Consider the following 19,359-nt stretch of genomic DNA (forward strand, 5'->3'; position numbering starts at 1 on the left):
CGGCACAGGCGCATAATCTCTGTCCACACTTTTGCTGAAGATGCTGTCGTTGCCTCAAGCGTTGTGGTGGCAGATACTTCCATCAGCCGCGCGGTGGGTCTGTTGGGGCGCACACATCTTCAACAGGACGAGGGCATTTGGATCAAACCGTCTTCGGGCGTGCATACCATCGGTATGCGATTTCCCATTGACGTGATTGGCCTGGACAAACAGCTTCGCATCGTACGCCTTTGGCCTTCACTCAAACCGTATCGCGTCACAGCGATTGTGCCGTCGATACGGACTGTCCTCGAACTAGCCTCAGGCAGGATCGTTGAATCCGGCCTGCGGCTTGGGGACCAACTTCGCATTCAGGAGTCCGCCCTTTTTGATGAGGCGTCTATTCCAACTTCGTGACGATAGCGGACAGGTGTTGGTGATCACCGCCCTTTGTATGGTGGTGCTCATCGGATTTCTGGGTTTGGCTGTTGATATCGGGTCCGTCCGCCATGAGCAGCGTCGTCTGCAGAATGCTGCGGATGCGTCTGCGCTTGCAGCAGCGCTTGAAGTTCGCGTATGCGGTAGCACGCCCAACTGCGCGGCCATGCAGACAGCTGCACAGAATGCCCTGGTAGAAAACGGGTACACAGGCAGCAGCGCTCTCATCACTGACTGTGCCAGCAGCCCAGGCTCCGGCCTCACCATCACGTTGCACAATCCCCTGTGCCCTGGCAGTTCTGACCCGAACAAGTCTCGATACAACTACGTGGAAACTCAGGTCTCAGAAAAAGCTCCGCTCTACTTCTCGCGTATCTTCGGCTTCACCGGCTTCAACCTTAGTGCACGCGCAGAAGCAGCACGAGGCGTTGGTGGGCCGTGTATTTATGCACTCAACCCCAGCGCGTCGGGCGCGTTGAATGTTGGTGTTGGTGTTGGCTTTCGATCCAACTGTGGTGTTGTTGTTGAATCCAGCAGCCGCAGTTCTGTTAACTGTCTCGTAGGCCTCGGTGTCACCGCGCCTTATGTCCAGGTCTCTCCAACCGGGGGCGGTGCCAGCCTTCTGTGTCTTGGGAGTACTCATGTCACGCAAGCTCCCGTACCGGTTCCTGCAGATCCGCTCGCATATCTTCCTGCTCCCCCGAATGCGAACGATCCCTGTGGGACGAGTAGTGGCAATGTCTACAACGGTTCGCAGAGTGCGGTGCAACTGGGATTGCTTGCAGGTCTTACAGGTAATGTCACTTTTAATCCTGGTGTCTACTGCGGTGGTATCTCCATTACAGCCGCCTTATTGTCCAATATCACCTTCAATCCCGGTACATATATCTTGCGCAATGGCCCTGTGTACTCTCTTCTTGGCATTCGCACCGGCACCGCAAGCGGATTCACGATGACCGTTAGTGTCCTGAGCAGCATTGTTGGCAACGGGGTCACGTTTTATAACGAGGGCGATGCAGGAAGCTTCTCGCTCACAGCCAGCTCTTTGCCGTTACAGCTCTCCAATTTTCAACTCACTGCGCCAACAAGCGGGAATTATGGTGGCATCCTTTTTTGGCAAGCGAGCGGAGTCCAAAATACAGGAACGTTTCTGGCAACGCTGCTCCAAGGGTCTCGCGTGGATGGTGTGATCTATATGCCGAGTGCGCTTGTTACCTATGGCGTGAGTGTTGCCGGAGGCGCGTCTAAATACAACGGCATCGTTGCGGATCGTGTGCAGTTCACAGCGAACGTCCTGAGCGTTATAAGCAATGATTATTCCACTCTCCTGAGTGGAGCACCATTCAATGGAGATCGCTCGGAGCTTGTGCAATGAACCTGCGCAATTTGCGTCTTCATCTTGTTTCGCGATCTGCCACGTTCGCACTGCGGCAGGATGGCAACAGCCTTATTGAAACGGCGCTCGTCCTTCCCGTATTGCTTCTTCTGCTTGCGGGAGCAGTGGACATAGGCCGTGCCTTCCGTGCTGCCATGATAGTGAACGCAGCGGCACGCACGGGTGCTGCATACGGTATTCATTACCCCACAGACACCGCAGGCATGATGCTTGCGGCAAAGACAGATACATCCACCCTTGTTACTGTGACGCCCACCGCAACGTACGGATGCGAATGTCCAGGCGGAGGGACCAGCGCGATTGCTTCCTGTGCGTCCGAGCCATCGTGCCCTTCAGGAATGAACAGTGTGTATTACGTGGAATTGGACACCACTGCGACATATACGCCTATGCTCCCGTGGCCGGGTATCTCCAGGACCATTCCCCTCACGGCAAAGGTGAGACTACGTGCTTCGCGATAGACACTTTCGTACGAGTGAACTCTTCCGCGAGGAAACGGGCAACACGCTGCTCGAGACCGCTCTTTGTCTCAGCGTTGTGCTCCTGGTCATCCTCGGAATTATGGAATGTTCGTTGGCTGTCTATACAGAGCACTATGTGGAATCAGCCGCTGCCAGCGGAGCACGCTACGCCATGGTACGCGGCGGCACATACAGTGGAATCTCATGTGGCGCGGCTACTTCGTACTATTGTCAGGCAGGCACGAGCGACATACTGAACTACATCAAAGCAAACGCGGCACCAGGGATTAAGGTGTCCAATCTATCTGTCACAGCATCATGGCCGGGAACAGCAGGAACGAGTAGTGCATGCGATACCGCACAGGGAAGCAATAGTCCAGGATGCCTGGTAACTGTAACCGTTAGTTATCCATTTACCTTCATGCTTCCCATTCCGTTGCATAAAGGCATTACCTTGCTTGCAAGCCGTTCCACAATTATTTCTCAATAAGCCACTCAGCTTCGAATCGAGTACCAAATACACATAAGTTAGTAAGCGGTAACGTGCGCCAGTAAGTTATTTCTGAAGAGCTGTGCGACAGTATGTTCGGAGAGACGTAAGCAAGTCAGAATCGACGCACCATTGGTGTCTGCATCGACAAGCCAGAGGGCGAAGTCTTACCTTGCTGCCGCAGCCAGCTTTCATGCTCCATGCGACTTATCTTTTCTGCCACAGCCAGACTAATGAAGTGGTTGAGCGAGATACCTTCCAGACGTGCAAGATCGGTGGCTTGCAGGCGTACTGACGGACTCAGACGCAGGGGAAAACTTAATACTTTCTTCTGTTCCATAGACCCTTTTCACATTGCACACTCGCGGCAAACTAAGACCGATTTGGTGTGCGTTTTCATCGCTTCATCCCTCGTGAAGACAAGAGCGATGCTGGTGCGTTCTGAACCAATCTATCTATAAGTACGGGGGATATTGGTATGACCAGCGATCAATCATCGCATGGGGAGTCTTTCGTTTATCGCCCAGTACCCGACATTATTTGCGATGTGTTCTGTTGTGTTCCGTCAGTAGTGATATCGGCGGGAACATTAGAGTTGATCTTCGAGCGCTCCCTTCAGTGAATAACCCTGCTATGTTCCGTCCGTCTGCGCATTTACAGCAACGCAGTGGCGAAAAAAAGGACAGTTGAGATGCATGCGAGTAGTTCCAAAATGGAACTACTCGCTAACTTATCGGACTAGTTCTGCGGTTACTTCCACGCACAGTGAGTGCTTGGTTAGAACTATGCACCATCCCCTATAGGTCGCGAGACCCCCTGATATTCCCAGTGATATCAAAACCTCGGAATATGATTTCCAACGCATTTTTCGGGGTTTTTTGCAAGTTATGGTTGCATTCGACGACAGGATCCTGAGCGCCGCCAAGAGCTGTGCTTTTTCCTTCGCAAACTCTCCCAGGAACGCCGTTGGAGGTACCATGCTTGATCTGCCCAGTGTCCTCGAAAAAAGACCAATACCGTTATTACGCGGAAGGCTGTTGTTAGTTCAGCTCGCCGTATTCCTTGTGTGCTTTGCCATGGCAGGCTGCGGTGGTGGTTACGCCGGCGGTGTTGTCCCAAGCCTGGCATCTTCAAAAGTCATCATCGATGGCGGCCAAACGTTCATGGAAGTGGCCACCAATCCTGCGAATCTTCCTCTCACCTGGTCACTGTCGGGTACAGGATGCTCCGGACAGACGTGCGGCACGTTGAGCGACGGCTCTGCATTAGGCGCAACCTATGTCGCTCCCAATGTGACGCAGCAGATCACGGTGACGCTTACAAGCACGGTCACCGGAACTCAGAGTTCCAGCACCACCACCATCGTTGTGAATCCGGATCCACAGATAACCGGTACGGCGGCGGATGCGACGGTAGGAACGGCATACAGCACAACATTCGCTCTGACGGGTGGAACGCCCACACTCAAGTGGCTTCCCGTGAAGGGCACTCTGCCTGCGGGTCTCAGCTTTAGCACCACCACTGGAATTCTGTCCGGCACCCCGACGGCTGCCGGAACAAGCACGTTTACGCTTCAGGCCGTTGACTCCAGCGATGTGCCTTTCACGGTGACGTCGACGATCACCCTGAAGGTGAACACGAGTTCCAGCAATTCCTCGCTGCAGGCGGTAGGTGCCACGCCCGATGGCACAGTGAATGTGTCCTACGTTGCTGTGTTGCAGGCTAGTGGCGGCACGAGTCCGTACAACTGGAGCATTGCAAGCGGAACGCTTCCAGCAGGCCTGAATCTCTCTGCTACCGGCATCATCTCCGGCACACCGACGGCGGCAGGAACATCCACCTTCACCGCGCAGGTAAAGGATGCCGCAGGTGCAATCGCAACGCTCAACCTCACGCTGAAGATCAACGCTGCATCGTCGGGTGGAACGCTTACCATCGCCACTTCCACGTTGCCCAGCGGCACGGTGCAGATTGCTTACGCTGCCAGCATCACCATCACTGGTGGTACGGCGCCCTACACTTGCTCGGTTGATTCTGGTTCGCTTCCTGCGGGTCTCATACTGGGTAGCAACTGCGCAGTCACCGGCATTCCCACAACAGCAGGCACCAGCACATTCACGGTGCATGTCACTGACGCCGCCAGCCCGTCCAACTCCGGATCGGGTTTGATCACCATCGTCATCAATCCTGCGTCGGCAGTGCTTGTTCTCGCGTCGCCTCCTCCAGCAACCGTCGGCCTGCCTTATAGCGGCGCTGTCTCGGTAACGGGTGGCACTGCACCGTATCACTGCGTGCTTGCCTCGGGTGCTATGCCTGCAGGTCTCACGCTCGGTTCGGATTGTGTCATCAACGGAACACCGCTGGTTGCGGGTACCACGTCCATCGGCGTCACAGCAACCGATTCCACGAACCCGGCAAACATCACCACGGCCACTGTTACCGTCACGGTGCAGGCTCCGCTCATCACGCTCACCATTACAGCTCCGCCCGTTGCGGTTGTTGGCGTGCCGTATGTCGGAACCATCCTGGTCGCAGGCGGCACCGCGCCGTATCAGTGCACGCTGGTCTCGGGTACGTTGCCCAATGGACTCACCCTGGGCTCCAACTGCGTCATCACCGGAACGCCGCAAACACCGGGTACATCCACGGTAGGCATTACGGTTACTGACTCTGCGAACCCGCCCAATACCAAGACAACCACCGTCAACATCACTGTGATCGGAAGTCTGCTCACGCTAACCATCACCGCACCTCCGGTCGCAGTGGTGAACGTGCCTTATGTTGGCCTGGTCACCGTTGTTGGCGGCATCGCTCCCTACACGTGCACGGTGGCATCGGGCACACTGCCTGCCGGTCTCACGCTGAACGCCAACTGCGTGATCACCGGTACACCCACCACACCTGGCGCATCCACGGTCAACATCACAGCCACGGATTCCGCCAACCCTGCAAACACCAAGACGTCCCCGGTCACCATCACGGTGCAGGGCGCGTTGATTACCCTCACACTCACGGCACCTCCAGTGGGTGTGGTGAACGTGCCGTACGTCGGCGTCATCCTCGTACTGGGTGGAACGCCGCCGTACACCTGCTCCGTGTCTTCGGGCACGTTGCCTCCTGGCCTCACGCTGCACAGTGACTGCACCTTCGTGGGCACGCCGACCTCGGCAGGTACGTTCTCGGTCAATGTCTCTGTCCACGACTCTGCCAGCCCCGTCAACTCCACGACTGCCGCTGTGCCAATCACCATCCTTGGCGCAACGTCGTCACTCATCCTTACCGGACCGGCAAACGCTACAGTTAGCACACCGTATAGCGGAGCTATCAGTGTTACGGGCGGAACCGCACCGTATACCTGCGTAAAGAACAGCGGCAGCCTGCCAGCAGGCCTGACGATGGCCGCAAACTGCGCCATCACTGGCACGCCCACCACGGCTGGTACGTCCACCTTCAATGTCACGGCAACCGACTCGGCCAGCCCGGCCCAAACGGGCACCGCGAATATTGTCATGACCGTCAATCCGATCAGCCCGCTGTCGCTGACCGGCGGTCTGCCTAACGCAACGCTCGGTGTGGCCTACACGCAGACGCTGCAAGCAACGGGCGGACTCCCGCCGTACACCTACACCGTCACCTCCGGATCGCTGCCAGCGGGTCTCTCGCTGAACGGCACCACGGGTGTGGTTAGCGGAACACCAACCGCGGTGGGCGCAAGCAGCTTAACCATCACAGCAACCGACAGCCAGTCCACACCGCAGCAAGCCAGCCTCCCGCTGACCATGCAGGTGCTCTATCCCTCCACACCTTCTGACGCTCTTCTCAAGGGCCCCTACGCGTTCCTCTTCCAGGGCTATGACGATGTGTTGGTGGGCGTCCTCGCATACCAGACCGCAACCGTCGGCAGCATTACCGCAGATGGCAACGGGCTGCTCACGGCTGGCGAACTGGATAGCAACCACCAGTCCTCCAACCCGACGGGCAACACCATCTCCACCAGCAACCTGCTTGGCACGTACACCCTGGGTACAGATGGTCGCGGAACACTTGCCGTAACCACTCTGAACGCAGACGGTACTGCAGGTAACACCACACTCTACTCAATCGCTCTGAAGCTGCCCACGGCTCCGGCCACGGCTGCATCGAGCGGCAGCATGATTGAGTCCGATGGCAGCATCCTGGTCGCAAGCAAGGGATCCGGAACGCTGCTGGCGCAGAACGCCAATGTGTACGGCAACGGTCTCACCGGCGGCTATGCCTACGGTGTCTCCGGCGATACACCGTGCATTCCAACCTGCACCATCGGCCTGATCGCTGGACCGGTTGCCTCGGTCGGACAGTTCACTGCCAACGGCGGAACCATCACCGGTGTCAGCGATACAAACATTGCCAGCACCAACTACGCCAGCTCCACACTGGCAGGCGCCAGCTCTGCCGCGGACACCAATGGCCGCGTCGGTCTGACACTGACCAGCTCGAAGCTCTCGGGACTGGCTTACCCAACTCACTACGCCGTGTACCTCGTGGATCAGACCCACGCGTTCCTCATGTCCACGGACAAGCACTCGTCCTATGTGCTGCAGGCTGGCACTATTCAATCGCAGTCTCAGACCACGTTCAGCAACGCGTCGCTCAATGGTCCGTTCGTTGGCTATGAGAACGCGGCAATCAACCCGGGCATCATTGGCACCGCGCTCGATAGCGTACTCAATCTGTCCTCGGCCAACGTTATCCGTGGCACGGGCAACAACAACGGTACCTGCACCACCACCAACGCGGATTCAGCCGGTCTTACGGGCCTGGTCAACACACTGACTGGTCTCGGTGGCAACAACAACCTGCTGAACTACGTTCTCGGTACCTATCAGTCCACGGGCAACAGCGCCTGCGCTGTCTCCTCTAACGGACGCGTTGTCTTCAACTATCCCGCACCCGATCCATCCCTCCTGACACCTATTCTTCAGTTGTTGGGTCTGACGGGTAACCCTCCCCCGCCTCGTGTGGTTTACCTCACGGGCAACAACTCCGGCTACTTCCTGGAGACGGGCTATGCAGGTCTCGGCCACATGGAAGCGCAGGCAGCCGGTCCGTTCACTCTGGCAAATCTGAATGGCACCTATATCTATGGCACGGTCCCGGCCTCCAGCCTGGCCACCATCGACGGTGACGGTGCGTTCAGTGCGGACGGTGCAGGAAACCTCACCTATACGACGGACACCAATATCGGTGTGGGCAACCTGAACATCCTGCAACTGGGTATCAGCGGTAGCGCAACCTACAGCCTTACGGATGCAGCTGGAGGACGCTATCTGCTGAACGACGGAAGTGTGGTTTACGCTCTGTCGCCAGGCCGGTTCGTGGTACTGAAGGGTGGCTCGCTTAGCACCGCTCCGTACACGGCAATCCTGTACTAACCACCGCGATGAGGAGTGAGGTTGGCATGACCAACCTCACTCCCTCATCCGAAGGTTTCCAAGGTCCTCGTTCAGAAAGGATTTTCGAATGACTCGCATCATGGCTGCACTTCTTGTTGCATCCGTTGCATCTCCCCTGGCCTTTGCGCAGGCGCGCCCCAGCGGTGCTGACTGGTCCGCTCCCCGCACCACACTTTCCGTCGGTTACGCAAAAGTTCGCTCCAACGCACCTCCGGGCCAGTGCAACTGCTTCGGCGCCGATGGCGGATATGTCTCCGCTGCATACTCTCTTCTTCCGTGGTTCCGCATTGCTGGTGAAGTCACGGGCAGCCATGCAAATCACATTGGAACGCTTGGTCAGAATCTGACGTTGCTCACCTATACCGCCGGGCCACAGGTGGTTGTGCCCGCAGGTCGCTTTGAGTTCTTCGGTCATGGACTCTTCGGCGCCGCGCATGGCAGTGACTCTTATTTCCCATCGGGTAATACGGTCAGCAGCTCTGCCACCAGCTTTGCGATCAGTACCGGCGGTGGACTCGACATTGGTCTTACACGCCACATTGGTGTCCGTGCGGCGCAGGTTGAATATCTGCGAACAAGCTTTCCAAACCAAGGAAACAACCGGCAGAATCACACGGTGTTTAGCGCGGGCCTTCTGTTCCGGTTTGGCAGCGCATATCGCGATGATTCCGCACGCAACGATGCGTACAAGGTGCAGCGCGACATGGAGAAACAGGCGCATGACGCGAAGGCAGAACCGCAGGTCGCAGCAGCAACACCACCACCACCGCCTCCACCTCCTGCGACTTCCACGACCATCAAGGCCCCTGCGTCGGCAGATGTCGATTTCGACCGCAGCGTAGAGAGCGCCTACTTCGATTACGACAGCTACGAACTCCGGCCCGATGCTCTGGCTGCTGTGCTGAAGGATGCGACGTTCCTTAAATCACATCCTGATCTTGAGGTTGTTGTTGCGGGATATGCCGATGAACGTGGAACTGCGGAGTACAACCTTGCGCTGGGACAGAAACGTGCACAATCTGTGCGTGATCAGCTCATCGCCGACGGTGTATCACCAGCCAAGCTGGACGTTGTCAGTTATGGCAAGGAAAAGCCATCATGCAGCGATGAGACTGCCGCGTGTTTTCAAAAGAACCGTCGCGCCTCACTGGAGAACCACTCGCGATAAATCGCTGGTGCTTTGAACCATTTGATCTGTGCCAATGAAAGGTGGAGGGCCGTGTAAAAGCGGCTCTCCACCCAGGAAAGGATGAAGGCCGAGGAGCTCAGCAACTCTCGTCTTCTTCGAATATGTACCTCGACGCTCCCGATTACACGTTGAATCAAATGCGGAGGAAGACTTCCTTGTTGAAGTTTCCACCCAGCCCCCTAATATTCAGTGAGCTTGTCGCGTCGCTCACGTATGCCTTCGACCTTGGCTCGAGCGAACATTCTGGACACACCCTGCGCACCTGCGTTCTGGGTATGAATTTAGGGCGGAATATCTGCCCTTCGCTGGAATGGATGAGCGAACTCTACTACGCACTGTTGCTGAAGGATGTAGGAACAACGAGCAGCACCGTCGACATCTGCGAGCGAATGGGAATGGACGAGCCACTCTGCCGGCTTGCGCTGCGGGTCTTCGATTGGTCAAAACCCACGTGGCCGCAGATCCGTTTTGTTTTACGGTATGCCTTTCGCAGCAAGCCCCTCTTTTCAAGATGCAAGCACGTGTTGCGCCTTCTACGGAATCGACGTCTCGTGTGGCAGTCTGCCCGCCAGCGCGGTGTTACCAGCGAACTGATCGCACGTAAGTTCGACCGTTCCGAAGCAACGATCGACGCCATACGCTGTGTCGACGAGCGGTGGGATGGATCGGGAGGGCCGGCGGGACTGAGCAAGGACGAAATCCCACTGATGGCGCAGGTATGCTCCATTGCGCAGACCCTTGAATCGCTGGAAACCGTGCTGGGACGCGAAGAAGCAGTCCGTATCATTGAAGACCGCTCAAGTACCTGGTTTGACCCAGGACTTGTTGCACTTGTCGTCATCATGCATGAGGAAGGCACCCTTTGGGACGGAGCCGATACGCCCGACCTCATGCGAGAGGTCCTTTCGCGCGATCCAGCGCCGGAAAGGATTGCCTCCGACGACGCATTTGAGAACGTCTGCTCCGCATTTGCAGACATGATTGACGCCAAATCGCACTACACGTTTATGCATTCGCAGAACGTCGCCCTGTTGACGGAGGCGATTGCACGGCAGCTGCAACTCGATGAAGAGAAGATCACGTCTCTGCGTCGCGCTGCCCTGCTGCACGATATCGGCATGCTCGGCATTTCGAATTCCATTCTGGATAAAGAAGGCCCGCTCACAGAGCAGCAGTGGGCCGCAGTGCGCGAGCATCCCAAACACAGCTATGACCTTCTGCGAAAGGTGCGTGGTTTTGAGAGCATCGCGCGCATCACACGCGATCATCACGAGCGTCTGGATGGTTCCGGTTATCCGCAGGGACTCACAGCAGAGAACATTGATCTGTGCGCCCGTATCCTCAGCGTCGCGGACGTGTATGACGCCGTCCGATCACCGCGTGCTTATCGCGACCAGTTGGAACCGGAGCTGGTTCTGCAAATCATGGAGAAGTTGACGCCCCATCAACTGGACGCCGAATGCGTTGCAGCTCTGAAACGCATCCTGGTAGAAGCGAAGCACCACGACATAGCGATTTGAATACGATTGTTCAGGGAAGACGACGGTATCTGACCTTCGCATCAGCCATAATCTGGCAGCCAACCGATTGGGTTTGCGATGGAGGATGTTGAAGAAATGGTAGGCACGAATGGATTCGAACCATCGACCTCTACCGTGTCAAGGTAGCGCTCTAACCAACTGAGCTACGCGCCTGCGTTTGAAAGGGGATTGCACCCCAGGGCTGCCCGGGCGGGCTGCCGACTTATCCAGTGTAACTCTCGCCATCCCCCGTGGCAAACGGTCGTCGGCATGGGCAGGCTTACTGGCCCTCACTCGATGAGCTCGATGAACGTCCTGTTTGCGGCCGTAGCTTACGCGCGATCAGGCGTTGCATATGCCCCGCCTGATCTTCTGTCAGGCACCGGATCGGCAGGCCGGAAAAGCCTTCCTCATGCAGAAACACCACCACGCGATTGCCTCGCCGCGTTCCTGTAACGCTCGTCCACGGCAACAACGAATATTCTGTCTGTGCTTTGAGGTGAATCCGGGAGTGGGTATTGTCCGCGGCATCCTCTTGATCCGCAGCGCGCACGCACCATCCGCTCTCCTGCAGAATGGCTTCGCACTTTCCTGTTGGAACCGGAGCCGCTGCAGCTTTGCGCCGTCGGCGCTTCAAAACCATTCCAACGATCCAAAGAATGACGCAAAGGCCACCCATCCCCAGCAAAAGTGGCAGCTCGACGCCTGCGCCGGTCAATGCGCCCTGATGCCGCATACTCAGCAAGCCGCTGAGAGACGCGCCGACCAGCGGAACAAGGATGACGGCATACGTGGTGCCTGCGATGCCACCACGATGCCGTTGACGCTCCGTCGCCAGCCGCATGGCCTCGTCCCATTCCGCCTGTGTCCATTGGTAAACAACACGCATCGTGCCAGAGTCCTTCCACCGGACTATATCGGCTCTCCGCTGGAAAAAGAGAACAGAGAGTTCCACAGAAGTCACAAGACCCTGTCTCCAAAGACAATCTCTGCCTCGCGGCGTTCGCCGTAGATATGATTGAGGTGATTCCTTTCCCGGGACAGTATGAACTCGCTCCTTCGACAGCTTCGCGCCGCGCCAAATCTGCTGACACTTCTACGTCTGCTGGCGGTGCCGTTTCTGGTAGAGGCGATTCTGGCCCAGCACGAGGAGATTGCCCTGCTGATCTTCGTGGTGGCGGGCGCCACAGACGCGGTAGACGGCCGCCTGGCTCGCAGACTAAACCAGACCACGCGTCTGGGCCAGTATCTGGACCCCATCGCCGACAAGTTGATGCTCTCCACGCTCTTCCTGACAGTCACCTGGGTAGGGTTGGTTCCTAAATATGTGACAGTGTTGGTATTTGCACGCGATATCGGCATTCTCTGTATCAGCATCCTGCTCTTTTTCACGGGCACCATGCGGGATTTCCGTCCTTCCGCGATCGGCAAACTGAACACTCTGGTCCAGGTCTTCACCATGCTGCTGGTCTTGCTCACGGCCGTAAAAACCACTATGACCCTGACCGAATTGCGCCACTGGCTGCTGGTGGGCATCGCCTGGCTGGCACCGCTTTCCGCCGCGCAATACGCCTGGACGGTCTTCCATCGCATTGGAACGGACCCGCTGGAGAGCCTCGCATAACGTGATTTTCCATCGCCTGGAAAATGGTCGTCGGAAGGCCACCTGGTCCTTTTGGGTGACGCTCCTGGCATTGCTCACATTCCCAGCCACTTGGAAGTTCTGGGTTGTCATTCCTTGGCAGATCGCTCATCCCGACTCAAGCTCTTCCATACGAGTGAAAGAACCATTCCCGTGGATGCGTGTTGCGGCAAATGACGCGGTATTTGTTAGGTTTAACTCCATGTCCCCGTTATGGGGACACAAATATTCGACGGCAACTGTGGGATTATCGCTGCATCCTGATGCGTACGTTACAGACGAAGCCTGGGGCCAGCACTACAGACACGCTCTGGAACAAGAGGGCGGTACCGTTAAGATTACGAAACCGAAGTCAGGGCTAGTGTGTGTGAGCACTTTGGGAAACGAAATCGTAATGCGGTGTCACTCCAGGAAAGGCATGATCCTCAAATATGACGGCTCCGCTGCGCATTCGATGGAAGCAGTGAATATCCTCGCCCGAGCTTCAGTTTCGGGCAATCTTTAATAATTATTCTTAAAGAACGCGGTTTTGCCATTGCCACTCTGTTTCCACAGGCCTACACTGGAAACATGCCCGTGGTGTATCTACCCGCTGGCTTTTGACCTTTATGCTGCGGTTGACCAAAAAAGCGGATTACGGCCTGATGGCCCTGAAGTATCTTGCCGAGCAGGCTGTCCTGACGGGCAAGACGGGGTCGGCCAGTGCCCAGTCCGCCAAGGACATTGCGGAGGCGTATCACATCCCTCCTCAGCTTCTGGCCAAGATTCTGCAGACGTTAACCCGGCAGGGCATTCTCGTTTCGCACGCTGGAACCAACGGTGGCTATGCGCTGGCGCGTTCGGCTGCTGAAATCAGTGCGTTTGAGGTGATCCGTGCCATTGATGGCCCGCTGTTCATCACCTCTTGCATCACCATTCATGGCACCTGCGACCTGGCCGGTCATTGCACCATCAAAGAACCGCTACGCAAGGTGAATGACAGCATCAAGGAACTGCTCAGCGGCATCACGATTGCCGATCTGGCGGAACCGCAGGACACCGCCGTTCCAGCCAATACGCTGGGCGGAGGCCTTGTCTCCATCGCTCTTTAGAACCCATAAACATTAGGCACGCGCAGCAAACTTGCACCACTTGCTCGGAAACGGATCAGGAGAAGAAACAAGCATGAGCCTCGCCACGGAAATCGAACTGCTGGAATCCACACCGGCCCATAAGGGCGTTCAGCTGCCCATCTACATGGACAACCACGCCACCACCGCGCTCGATCCGCGCGTGCTGGAAGCCATGCTGCCGTACATGACCAAGATCTACGGCAACGCTGCCAGCCGCAACCACCAGTTCGGCTGGGAAGCCGAGCAGGGTGTGGACAAGGCGCGCGAACAGATCGCCAAGCTGATCAACGCTACCCCGAAGGAAATCATCTTCACGTCCGGTGCTACTGAAGGCAACAATCTTGCCATCAAGGGCGTTGCGGAGATGTACCGCGAAAAGGGCAACCACATCATCACCCAGGTGACAGAGCACAAAGCTGTTCTCGACACTTGCAAGCACCTGGAAAAGCGCGGCTACAAGGTCACCTATCTGCCCGTTGAGGCAGACGGCCTGGTCGACGTGAAGAAGATCGCGGAAGCCATCACGCCGGAGACCATCCTCGTCTCCATCATGTACGCTAACAACGAAATCGGCGTGATCAATCCCATCGCCGAGATCGGCGCTCTCTGCCACGAGAAGAAGATCCTCTTCCATGTGGACGGCGTTCAGGCTGTGGGCAAGATCCCGGTTGACGTGCAGAACGACAACATCGATCTGCTCTCCATGTCGGGCCACAAGATCTACGGACCGAAGGGCGTAGGCGCGCTGTACGTTCGCCGTCGCAATCCGCGTGTTCAGCTCGTCTCGCAGATTGATGGTGGCGGCCACGAACGCGGCATGCGTTCCGGCACGCTCAACGTTCCCGGCATCGTCGGCCTTGGTAAGGCCTGCGAAATCGCTGGTGAAGAGATGGAAGCAGAGACCAAGCGCCTGACCGAGCTCCGCGACTACATGAAGGCGAAGTTTGAAGCCGCTCTGGACTACGTTCACGTCAACGGCAACATGGAACACCATCTGCCCGGCAACCTGAACATGAGCTTCGTCTACGTGGAAGGCGAGAGCCTGCTGATGGGCATCAACGACATCGCAGTCTCCTCCGGTTCGGCCTGCACCTCGGCCACGCTGGAGCCCAGCTACGTGCTCAAGGCCCTCGGCCTCGGCGACGACGTTGCACACAGCTCCATCCGCTTCGGCCTCGGCCGCTTCAACACCAGGGAAGAAGTGGACTACGTCAGCGACAAGCTCATCGACACGGTGCTGAAGCTCCGCGAACTGAGCCCGCTGTACGAGATGGTCAAGGAAGGCATCGACCTCGATAAGGTCGAGTGGACTGCCCACTAAGGAGTCCCGATGAAGGAGCCGACCGGCAAGACCTGGCTGACCACCATGTTGTTTACATGGGTTTCCAGCATCGCCGCCGGCTACTTCTTCCACACGCCACTTACCTGGCGTGAGGCGTTTAAAACATTCGACTACGCCGTCGCATTTGCGACCGTAGTCTGGCTCATCGCCCTGGCCCGTTGGCACAGGGGAATCATCAAGGGTTAGCGTCCGGCAGGGTTTTGCACTGAAAACTGACCGGAAGGCATCTAATTAACGTATTCGCTCGACAGGAGACGAACATGGCATACAGCGATAAGGTAGTCGATCACTACGAGAATCCGCGGAACGTTGGAACGCTCGACAAGAATTCCACCGAAGTGGGCACCGGCCTGGTTGGCGCACCGGAGTGCGGCGACGTGATGCGTCTGCAGATCAAGGTCAATCCGGACACGCAGGTTATTGAAGACGCAAAGTTCAAGACCTTCGGTTGCGGTTCGGCCATCGCTTCGTCGTCGTTGGCGACGGAGTGGGTCAAGGGCAAGACCATTGCCGAAGCCCTCGCCATCTCCAACACGGAGATCGTGAAGGAACTGGCGCTGCCGCCGGTTAAGATTCACTGCTCGGTACTGGCAGAAGACGCCATCCGCGCAGCCATCGGCGACTGGAAGAAGAAGAACGTCGCAGTCGAGCCGGAACTGACCGCAGCAGCGAACTAAGCATTGGATTCGGCGGGACAGGCAGATGCCTGTTCCGCCGCGTCACTCTGCGGTGACGGGACTGATGGTGTCCTTGATCGGCTCCACGGAGTCGGCAGGGAAGCCGCCCAATCGAGCGTGTTCGCGGATCAGTTCAGCATTCGGTGCAACGTAGACGCAGTAGATTTTGTTCGGCGTCACGAAAGACTCGACCCACTGAATCTCCGGCCCCAGACTGCGCAGCACCGAGCAGGATGTCTGTGAGATAGCTTTTAGCTGCTCCGCCGTCAGGTCGCCCGCGCCCGACAACGTTCTTTCAATCAGAAACTTCGGCATGCGAAACTCCATTCAGCACTCGCTGCCAACATAGCAGCGCTCGTTGATTGGTGTCGCAACAAAAATGCAGCTTCCATCGCCAAAACCCGTGAACCGCAACACCTGCCGTAGCGGAGTCATCGCCCTGGTTCTCGTGTTTCTGGCGTCCACCATGGGTGCGCAGCAAGTGGTTCAGCGGGGCACCTTCGGTCATCCCGGTGCCGTGTTCGACGAGACGGAGCAGTGGACCACGCCGCTTGCTCTCGCGGAAGATCACGACGTCGTCATCTATATGCCGGACACGTCTACACCGCAGTGGCTGCAGCGCAACTACGACAGATATCTCAACAAGGGTACGTACATCCTGTCGCTGTTCACGTTCTATCGCACGCCGGCAGCTTGCCGTGCAAACCAGATTGCATGGGGCCTGGGCGATGCAGCACACCTGAATGCCTGCATCGACATTGCCTACCGGGTGCGCCGTGCGTTGATTGATCCAGTGTCCAAGTCCATTACGTTAGAGGTGGCGGCCATGGTCGATCAAAACGGCAACATTCAGCCCTCCACCTTGCAGGAAGACCACGTGTTTCGCACCTGGGACCAGCTCGACACCAACACGCAGGCCGCGCTGAAGAAGGCCGATGACCTCATCAGCCATCAGATGAAGATTTACGACGCGCGCCAACAGAGCCTGCGCTAGGAAAGGATTGCCAATATGTCCGTAGTAGGAATCAGCAGCACGACCAGCAACGAAATGAGCGCACCTGCCCCAACTGCGGGTGCAGCACCTGTGTACTCCAGCCCCATTGTTCCGCCTGTCTCCGCCCCTCCGGAGAATGCAAAGGCGCAGAATATTCAGGTCACGGAGAAGGCGTTGAAGCGCATCCGCTCTGCCATGCAGAAGGAAGGCGTCTCCGCCGAACAAGGCGGTCTGCGTGTGGGCATCACGGGTGGTGGCTGCAGCGGTCTCTCGTACAACATCCGTTTCGATTCGCAGGCCCGCGAGCGTGATCGCGTGTACGTCTACGAGCAAGAAGGCGACAAGGTGCAGATCTTCGTCGACCCCAAGAGCTTCCTCTACCTGAGCGGTATGACGCTCGACTTTGAAGAGACGCTCATGCGTCAGGGCTTCAACTTCATCAACCCGCACAGCACCAAGAGCTGCGGCTGCGGATCGTCGTTCACCGCGTAGATTTAGTAGATGAGGCGCTTCTGAAGTTTTAAAGAACTTCGTCCTGGATGAGCAAAGTCTGTTGTCGTTTCCGAAATCGGAGATATCGCCGTACAAACGTGAGAATCGCGGTCAATAGCCCAAAAAAGACTGCGGCGACGATACCAACGAAAGCTGCGCCTAACGCATTCTGTCCATCATTTGGATAGAGCCGGTCGAAATACCATACTGAGGCGTAGCAGGATGATATGCACCCGACTGGCGCAGCAAAAATGCCTATTCCGATAGCGACGGCAAGATCTTTTGCAAGAGCCTCTCGCACATAAGACATGGTGGCATTCTAAACATGACGCTTAGAAAGGCTTCCGCTGTTCTGAGGGAAATTCATCTCGACTACCTCCATACCGCCGAGCATCCCGTCTGCCGCGTCCCTGCGCGCTACTACCGCATAGTGAACATGGCAGGCGAACACGTCGGCGATATCAATCTCCGCCTGGACACCACGGAAGCCATCACGCGCTACGCAGGTCACATCGGTTACGAAGTACTGCAGGAGCATCGCGGCCATCGCTACGCTGCACAAGCTGTGCGCATGCTGATCCCCGTTGCGCGAGAACACAACATCGACGTGCTCTGGATCACCTGCGATCCGGAAAACACCGCATCCCGTCGAACCCTTGAACTGGCCGGTGCGGAATACGTTGAGACTGCGAACGTGCTCTACAACCACGCCATTTTTCTCGCAGGCCATCCGCGCAAATGCCGTTATCAGCTTGCCACTTCGCCTGAAACGGATGCGACACAGATACCATCAGAAGAGAAGCCATGACCTACTTCGAAGTCTTCAGCCTGCCCACAAAACTCGCGCTCGACACCGCATCGCTTGAGAAGAGCTTTTACAAGCTTTCGCGTGAGTTTCACCCGGATCGCTTCGCCTCCAAATCCGCAGAGGAGCAGGCGGAAGCCACTGAGAAATCCTCGTTGCTGAACGACGCCTACCGCACGTTGCGCGATCCCATTCGTCGCACGGAATATCTGCTCGAACTCGAAGGCATCGAGCTTGAGGAGCAGTCGGTAAAGGCCACGGAATCCGCGCGCGCTTCAGGCACAGAGAAGAAGCAGATCGTCCCGCCTGATCTTCTGGAAGAAGCATTCGAACTGAACATGCAGTTGGAAGAGATGAAGATGGCAAAGCAGATGGGCGACGACGACCCTCAGCTTCGCAAAGATCTCGAAGCCGCAAAGTCAAACTTCACCGCCATGCTCGACGACTCACAGAAGCAGTTAGAGGCGCTCTGGACCAAGTGGGACGCCGCTGTGGACGCGGACGACGCCACCGCAAAATCTTCGTCGAAGGATGCGATGGTAGCGCTGCTCAATCGCCGCAGCTACCTGCGCAATCTTGTGCGTGATGTGAACGCAGCACTCGAGTAGTAAGAACGGGTGCCCCACGTCTCTCTTCTGAGACGTGGGATTGCATCAGGCACCGATCATCAACAAAACCCAACCAGCCAGCGCGCCACCCAACAGCGGCCCAGCAACCGGCACCCACGCATAGGCCCAGTCGCTCGTACCCTTACCCGCAATGGGCAATACAAAGTGTGCCAGGCGAGGACCGAAGTCGCGCGCGGGATTAATGGCGTAGCCGGTGGTTGCGCCCAACGACAGACCGATCGACCAAATGAGAAGGCTAACTAAAAAAGGGCTGAGCCCGGCCGCTGCGCCGGTAGTAAGCACCAGCTTGCTGCTCATGCCGCCCGCAACAATCACCAGCACAAATGAAGCCAGCGCCTCGCAGAACAGAGCCCAGCCGTAGTTCCGCACAGCGGGGCTGGTTGCGAATACGCCCAGCTTCGCATCCTGTGCTTCGGTTAAGCCCCACAGTGGCAGATAGAACAACCATGTCGCAGCAGCGCCGCAAAACGCGCCCGCCACCTGCGCCAGCACATAGGGAATCAGATTGCCGTACGCATGACCCTTGATCGCAAAAGCCAGCGTGAATGCAGGGTTCATATGCGCATCCGCCGAGCCAAATAGCTGCGACACGAAAATGCCGCACAGCACCGCGAAGGCCCATCCCGCGGCGACGACCATCCAGCCCGCGTCCTTTGCCTTGCTGCTCTTCAGCGTCACTGCTGCGCACACACCGTTACCCAGCAGCAGCAACACAAACGTACCCATAAACTCGCCCAGCACCGGGCTGCGTGCAATCACAA

20 protein-coding genes and 1 tRNA gene are annotated in these 19,359 nt (G+C 57.1%); 16 read left to right on the forward strand and 5 right to left on the reverse strand.

Going from position 1 to position 19,359, the window contains the following annotated elements:
• The first annotated feature begins 66 nt into the window (after positions 1–66).
• From M504_RS12390 to M504_RS12405, 4 genes are read left to right on the forward strand one after another with little or no spacing between them, the layout of a single operon-like run.
• Positions 67–396 (forward strand): DUF192 domain-containing protein, encoded by a 330-nt coding sequence (locus tag M504_RS12390; protein WP_198137589.1) that lies wholly within the window; start codon positions 67–69, stop codon positions 394–396.
• Positions 371–1,792 (forward strand): pilus assembly protein TadG-related protein, encoded by a 1,422-nt coding sequence (locus M504_RS12395; RefSeq protein ID WP_084214305.1) that lies wholly within the window; start codon positions 371–373, stop codon positions 1,790–1,792. Before M504_RS12390 ends, M504_RS12395 begins: the two co-directional genes overlap by 26 nt.
• Complete coding sequence (locus M504_RS12400) at positions 1,789–2,274, forward strand: TadE/TadG family type IV pilus assembly protein (protein WP_047491801.1); 486 nt, start codon at positions 1,789–1,791, stop codon at positions 2,272–2,274. The genes M504_RS12395 and M504_RS12400 overlap by 4 nt, the downstream gene beginning before the upstream one ends.
• Positions 2,261–2,764: a TadE/TadG family type IV pilus assembly protein gene (locus M504_RS12405; protein ID WP_047491804.1), complete on the forward strand. Its 504-nt coding sequence runs from the start codon at positions 2,261–2,263 to the stop codon at positions 2,762–2,764. Before M504_RS12400 ends, M504_RS12405 begins: the two co-directional genes overlap by 14 nt.
• 115 nt (positions 2,765–2,879) lie before the next feature.
• Here the strand turns inward: M504_RS12405 and M504_RS12410 are convergent, their stop codons facing one another.
• Positions 2,880–3,104: a toxin-antitoxin system HicB family antitoxin gene (locus M504_RS12410; protein WP_047491807.1), complete on the reverse strand. Its 225-nt coding sequence runs from the start codon at positions 3,102–3,104 to the stop codon at positions 2,880–2,882.
• A gap of 637 nt (positions 3,105–3,741) precedes the next feature.
• Here M504_RS12410 and M504_RS12415 point away from each other — a divergent pair.
• From M504_RS12415 to M504_RS12425, 3 genes are all read left to right on the forward strand, one after another.
• On the forward strand, positions 3,742–8,175 hold the full coding sequence (locus M504_RS12415) for an Ig domain-containing protein (protein WP_198137590.1): 4,434 nt from the start codon (positions 3,742–3,744) through the stop codon (positions 8,173–8,175).
• Between the two features lie 100 nt (positions 8,176–8,275).
• Complete coding sequence (locus tag M504_RS21340; protein WP_198137591.1) at positions 8,276–9,364, forward strand: OmpA family protein; 1,089 nt, start codon at positions 8,276–8,278, stop codon at positions 9,362–9,364.
• Positions 9,365–9,540: 176 nt separating this feature from the next.
• The gene (locus M504_RS12425; RefSeq protein WP_198137592.1) at positions 9,541–10,905 is read left to right on the forward strand and encodes an HD-GYP domain-containing protein; all 1,365 of its coding nucleotides are present in this window, start codon (positions 9,541–9,543) and stop codon (positions 10,903–10,905) included.
• Between the two features lie 97 nt (positions 10,906–11,002).
• Here the strand turns inward: M504_RS12425 and M504_RS12430 are convergent.
• Positions 11,003–11,079 (reverse strand) — tRNA-Val (locus M504_RS12430).
• 106 nt (positions 11,080–11,185) lie between these two features.
• Complete coding sequence (locus M504_RS12435; RefSeq protein ID WP_047491812.1) at positions 11,186–11,794, reverse strand: hypothetical protein; 609 nt, start codon at positions 11,792–11,794, stop codon at positions 11,186–11,188.
• 156 nt (positions 11,795–11,950) lie between these two features.
• Between M504_RS12435 and M504_RS12440 the strand changes: the two genes are divergently transcribed.
• The 5 genes from M504_RS12440 (at position 11,951) to iscU (ending at position 15,678) form a co-directional block, all read left to right on the forward strand.
• Positions 11,951–12,529 carry a CDP-alcohol phosphatidyltransferase family protein gene (locus tag M504_RS12440; RefSeq protein WP_047491815.1) on the forward strand — a complete coding sequence of 193 codons (579 nt, stop codon included), beginning with the start codon at positions 11,951–11,953 and terminating at the stop codon, positions 12,527–12,529.
• A gap of 626 nt (positions 12,530–13,155) precedes the next feature.
• Entirely contained in the window at positions 13,156–13,638 is a 483-nt protein-coding gene (locus M504_RS12450; protein WP_047494748.1) for an Rrf2 family transcriptional regulator, read from the forward strand.
• Positions 13,639–13,711: 73 nt separating this feature from the next.
• The gene (locus M504_RS12455; protein WP_047491821.1) at positions 13,712–14,980 is read left to right on the forward strand and encodes an IscS subfamily cysteine desulfurase; all 1,269 of its coding nucleotides are present in this window, start codon (positions 13,712–13,714) and stop codon (positions 14,978–14,980) included.
• A 9-nt stretch (positions 14,981–14,989) separates the two neighbouring features.
• Entirely contained in the window at positions 14,990–15,187 is a 198-nt protein-coding gene (locus tag M504_RS12460; protein ID WP_047491824.1) for a hypothetical protein, read from the forward strand.
• Between the two features lie 74 nt (positions 15,188–15,261).
• Positions 15,262–15,678 (forward strand): Fe-S cluster assembly scaffold IscU, encoded by a 417-nt coding sequence (gene iscU, locus M504_RS12465; RefSeq protein ID WP_047491827.1) that lies wholly within the window; start codon positions 15,262–15,264, stop codon positions 15,676–15,678.
• A gap of 42 nt (positions 15,679–15,720) precedes the next feature.
• On the opposite strand, the gene M504_RS12470 is transcribed toward iscU, so the two are convergent.
• Positions 15,721–15,993, reverse strand: a complete 273-nt coding sequence (locus tag M504_RS12470) for a DUF4242 domain-containing protein (protein ID WP_047494751.1) — start codon at positions 15,991–15,993, stop codon at positions 15,721–15,723.
• A 64-nt stretch (positions 15,994–16,057) separates the two neighbouring features.
• On the opposite strand from M504_RS12470, the gene M504_RS12475 reads away from it, so the two are divergent.
• From M504_RS12475 to hscB, 4 genes are all read left to right on the forward strand, one after another.
• The gene (locus M504_RS12475) at positions 16,058–16,672 is read left to right on the forward strand and encodes a hypothetical protein (RefSeq protein ID WP_052200681.1); all 615 of its coding nucleotides are present in this window, start codon (positions 16,058–16,060) and stop codon (positions 16,670–16,672) included.
• Positions 16,673–16,687: 15 nt separating this feature from the next.
• Positions 16,688–17,164, forward strand: a complete 477-nt coding sequence (locus tag M504_RS12480) for an iron-sulfur cluster assembly accessory protein (RefSeq protein WP_047491830.1) — start codon at positions 16,688–16,690, stop codon at positions 17,162–17,164.
• A gap of 325 nt (positions 17,165–17,489) precedes the next feature.
• On the forward strand, positions 17,490–17,972 hold the full coding sequence (locus tag M504_RS12490) for a GNAT family N-acetyltransferase (protein WP_052200682.1): 483 nt from the start codon (positions 17,490–17,492) through the stop codon (positions 17,970–17,972).
• Complete coding sequence (hscB, locus tag M504_RS12495; RefSeq protein ID WP_047491837.1) at positions 17,969–18,577, forward strand: Fe-S protein assembly co-chaperone HscB; 609 nt, start codon at positions 17,969–17,971, stop codon at positions 18,575–18,577. Before M504_RS12490 ends, hscB begins: the two co-directional genes overlap by 4 nt.
• A 45-nt stretch (positions 18,578–18,622) precedes the next feature.
• Here the strand turns inward: hscB and M504_RS12500 are convergent, their stop codons facing one another.
• Positions 18,623–19,357, reverse strand: a complete 735-nt coding sequence (locus M504_RS12500; RefSeq protein ID WP_232296270.1) for an MIP/aquaporin family protein — start codon at positions 19,355–19,357, stop codon at positions 18,623–18,625.
• Between the last annotated feature and the right edge of the window lie 2 nt (positions 19,358–19,359).

It is taken from the genome of Terriglobus sp. TAA 43 (assembly GCF_000800015.1).
In the GTDB taxonomy this organism is placed as follows: Bacteria; Acidobacteriota; Terriglobia; order Terriglobales; family Acidobacteriaceae; genus Terriglobus.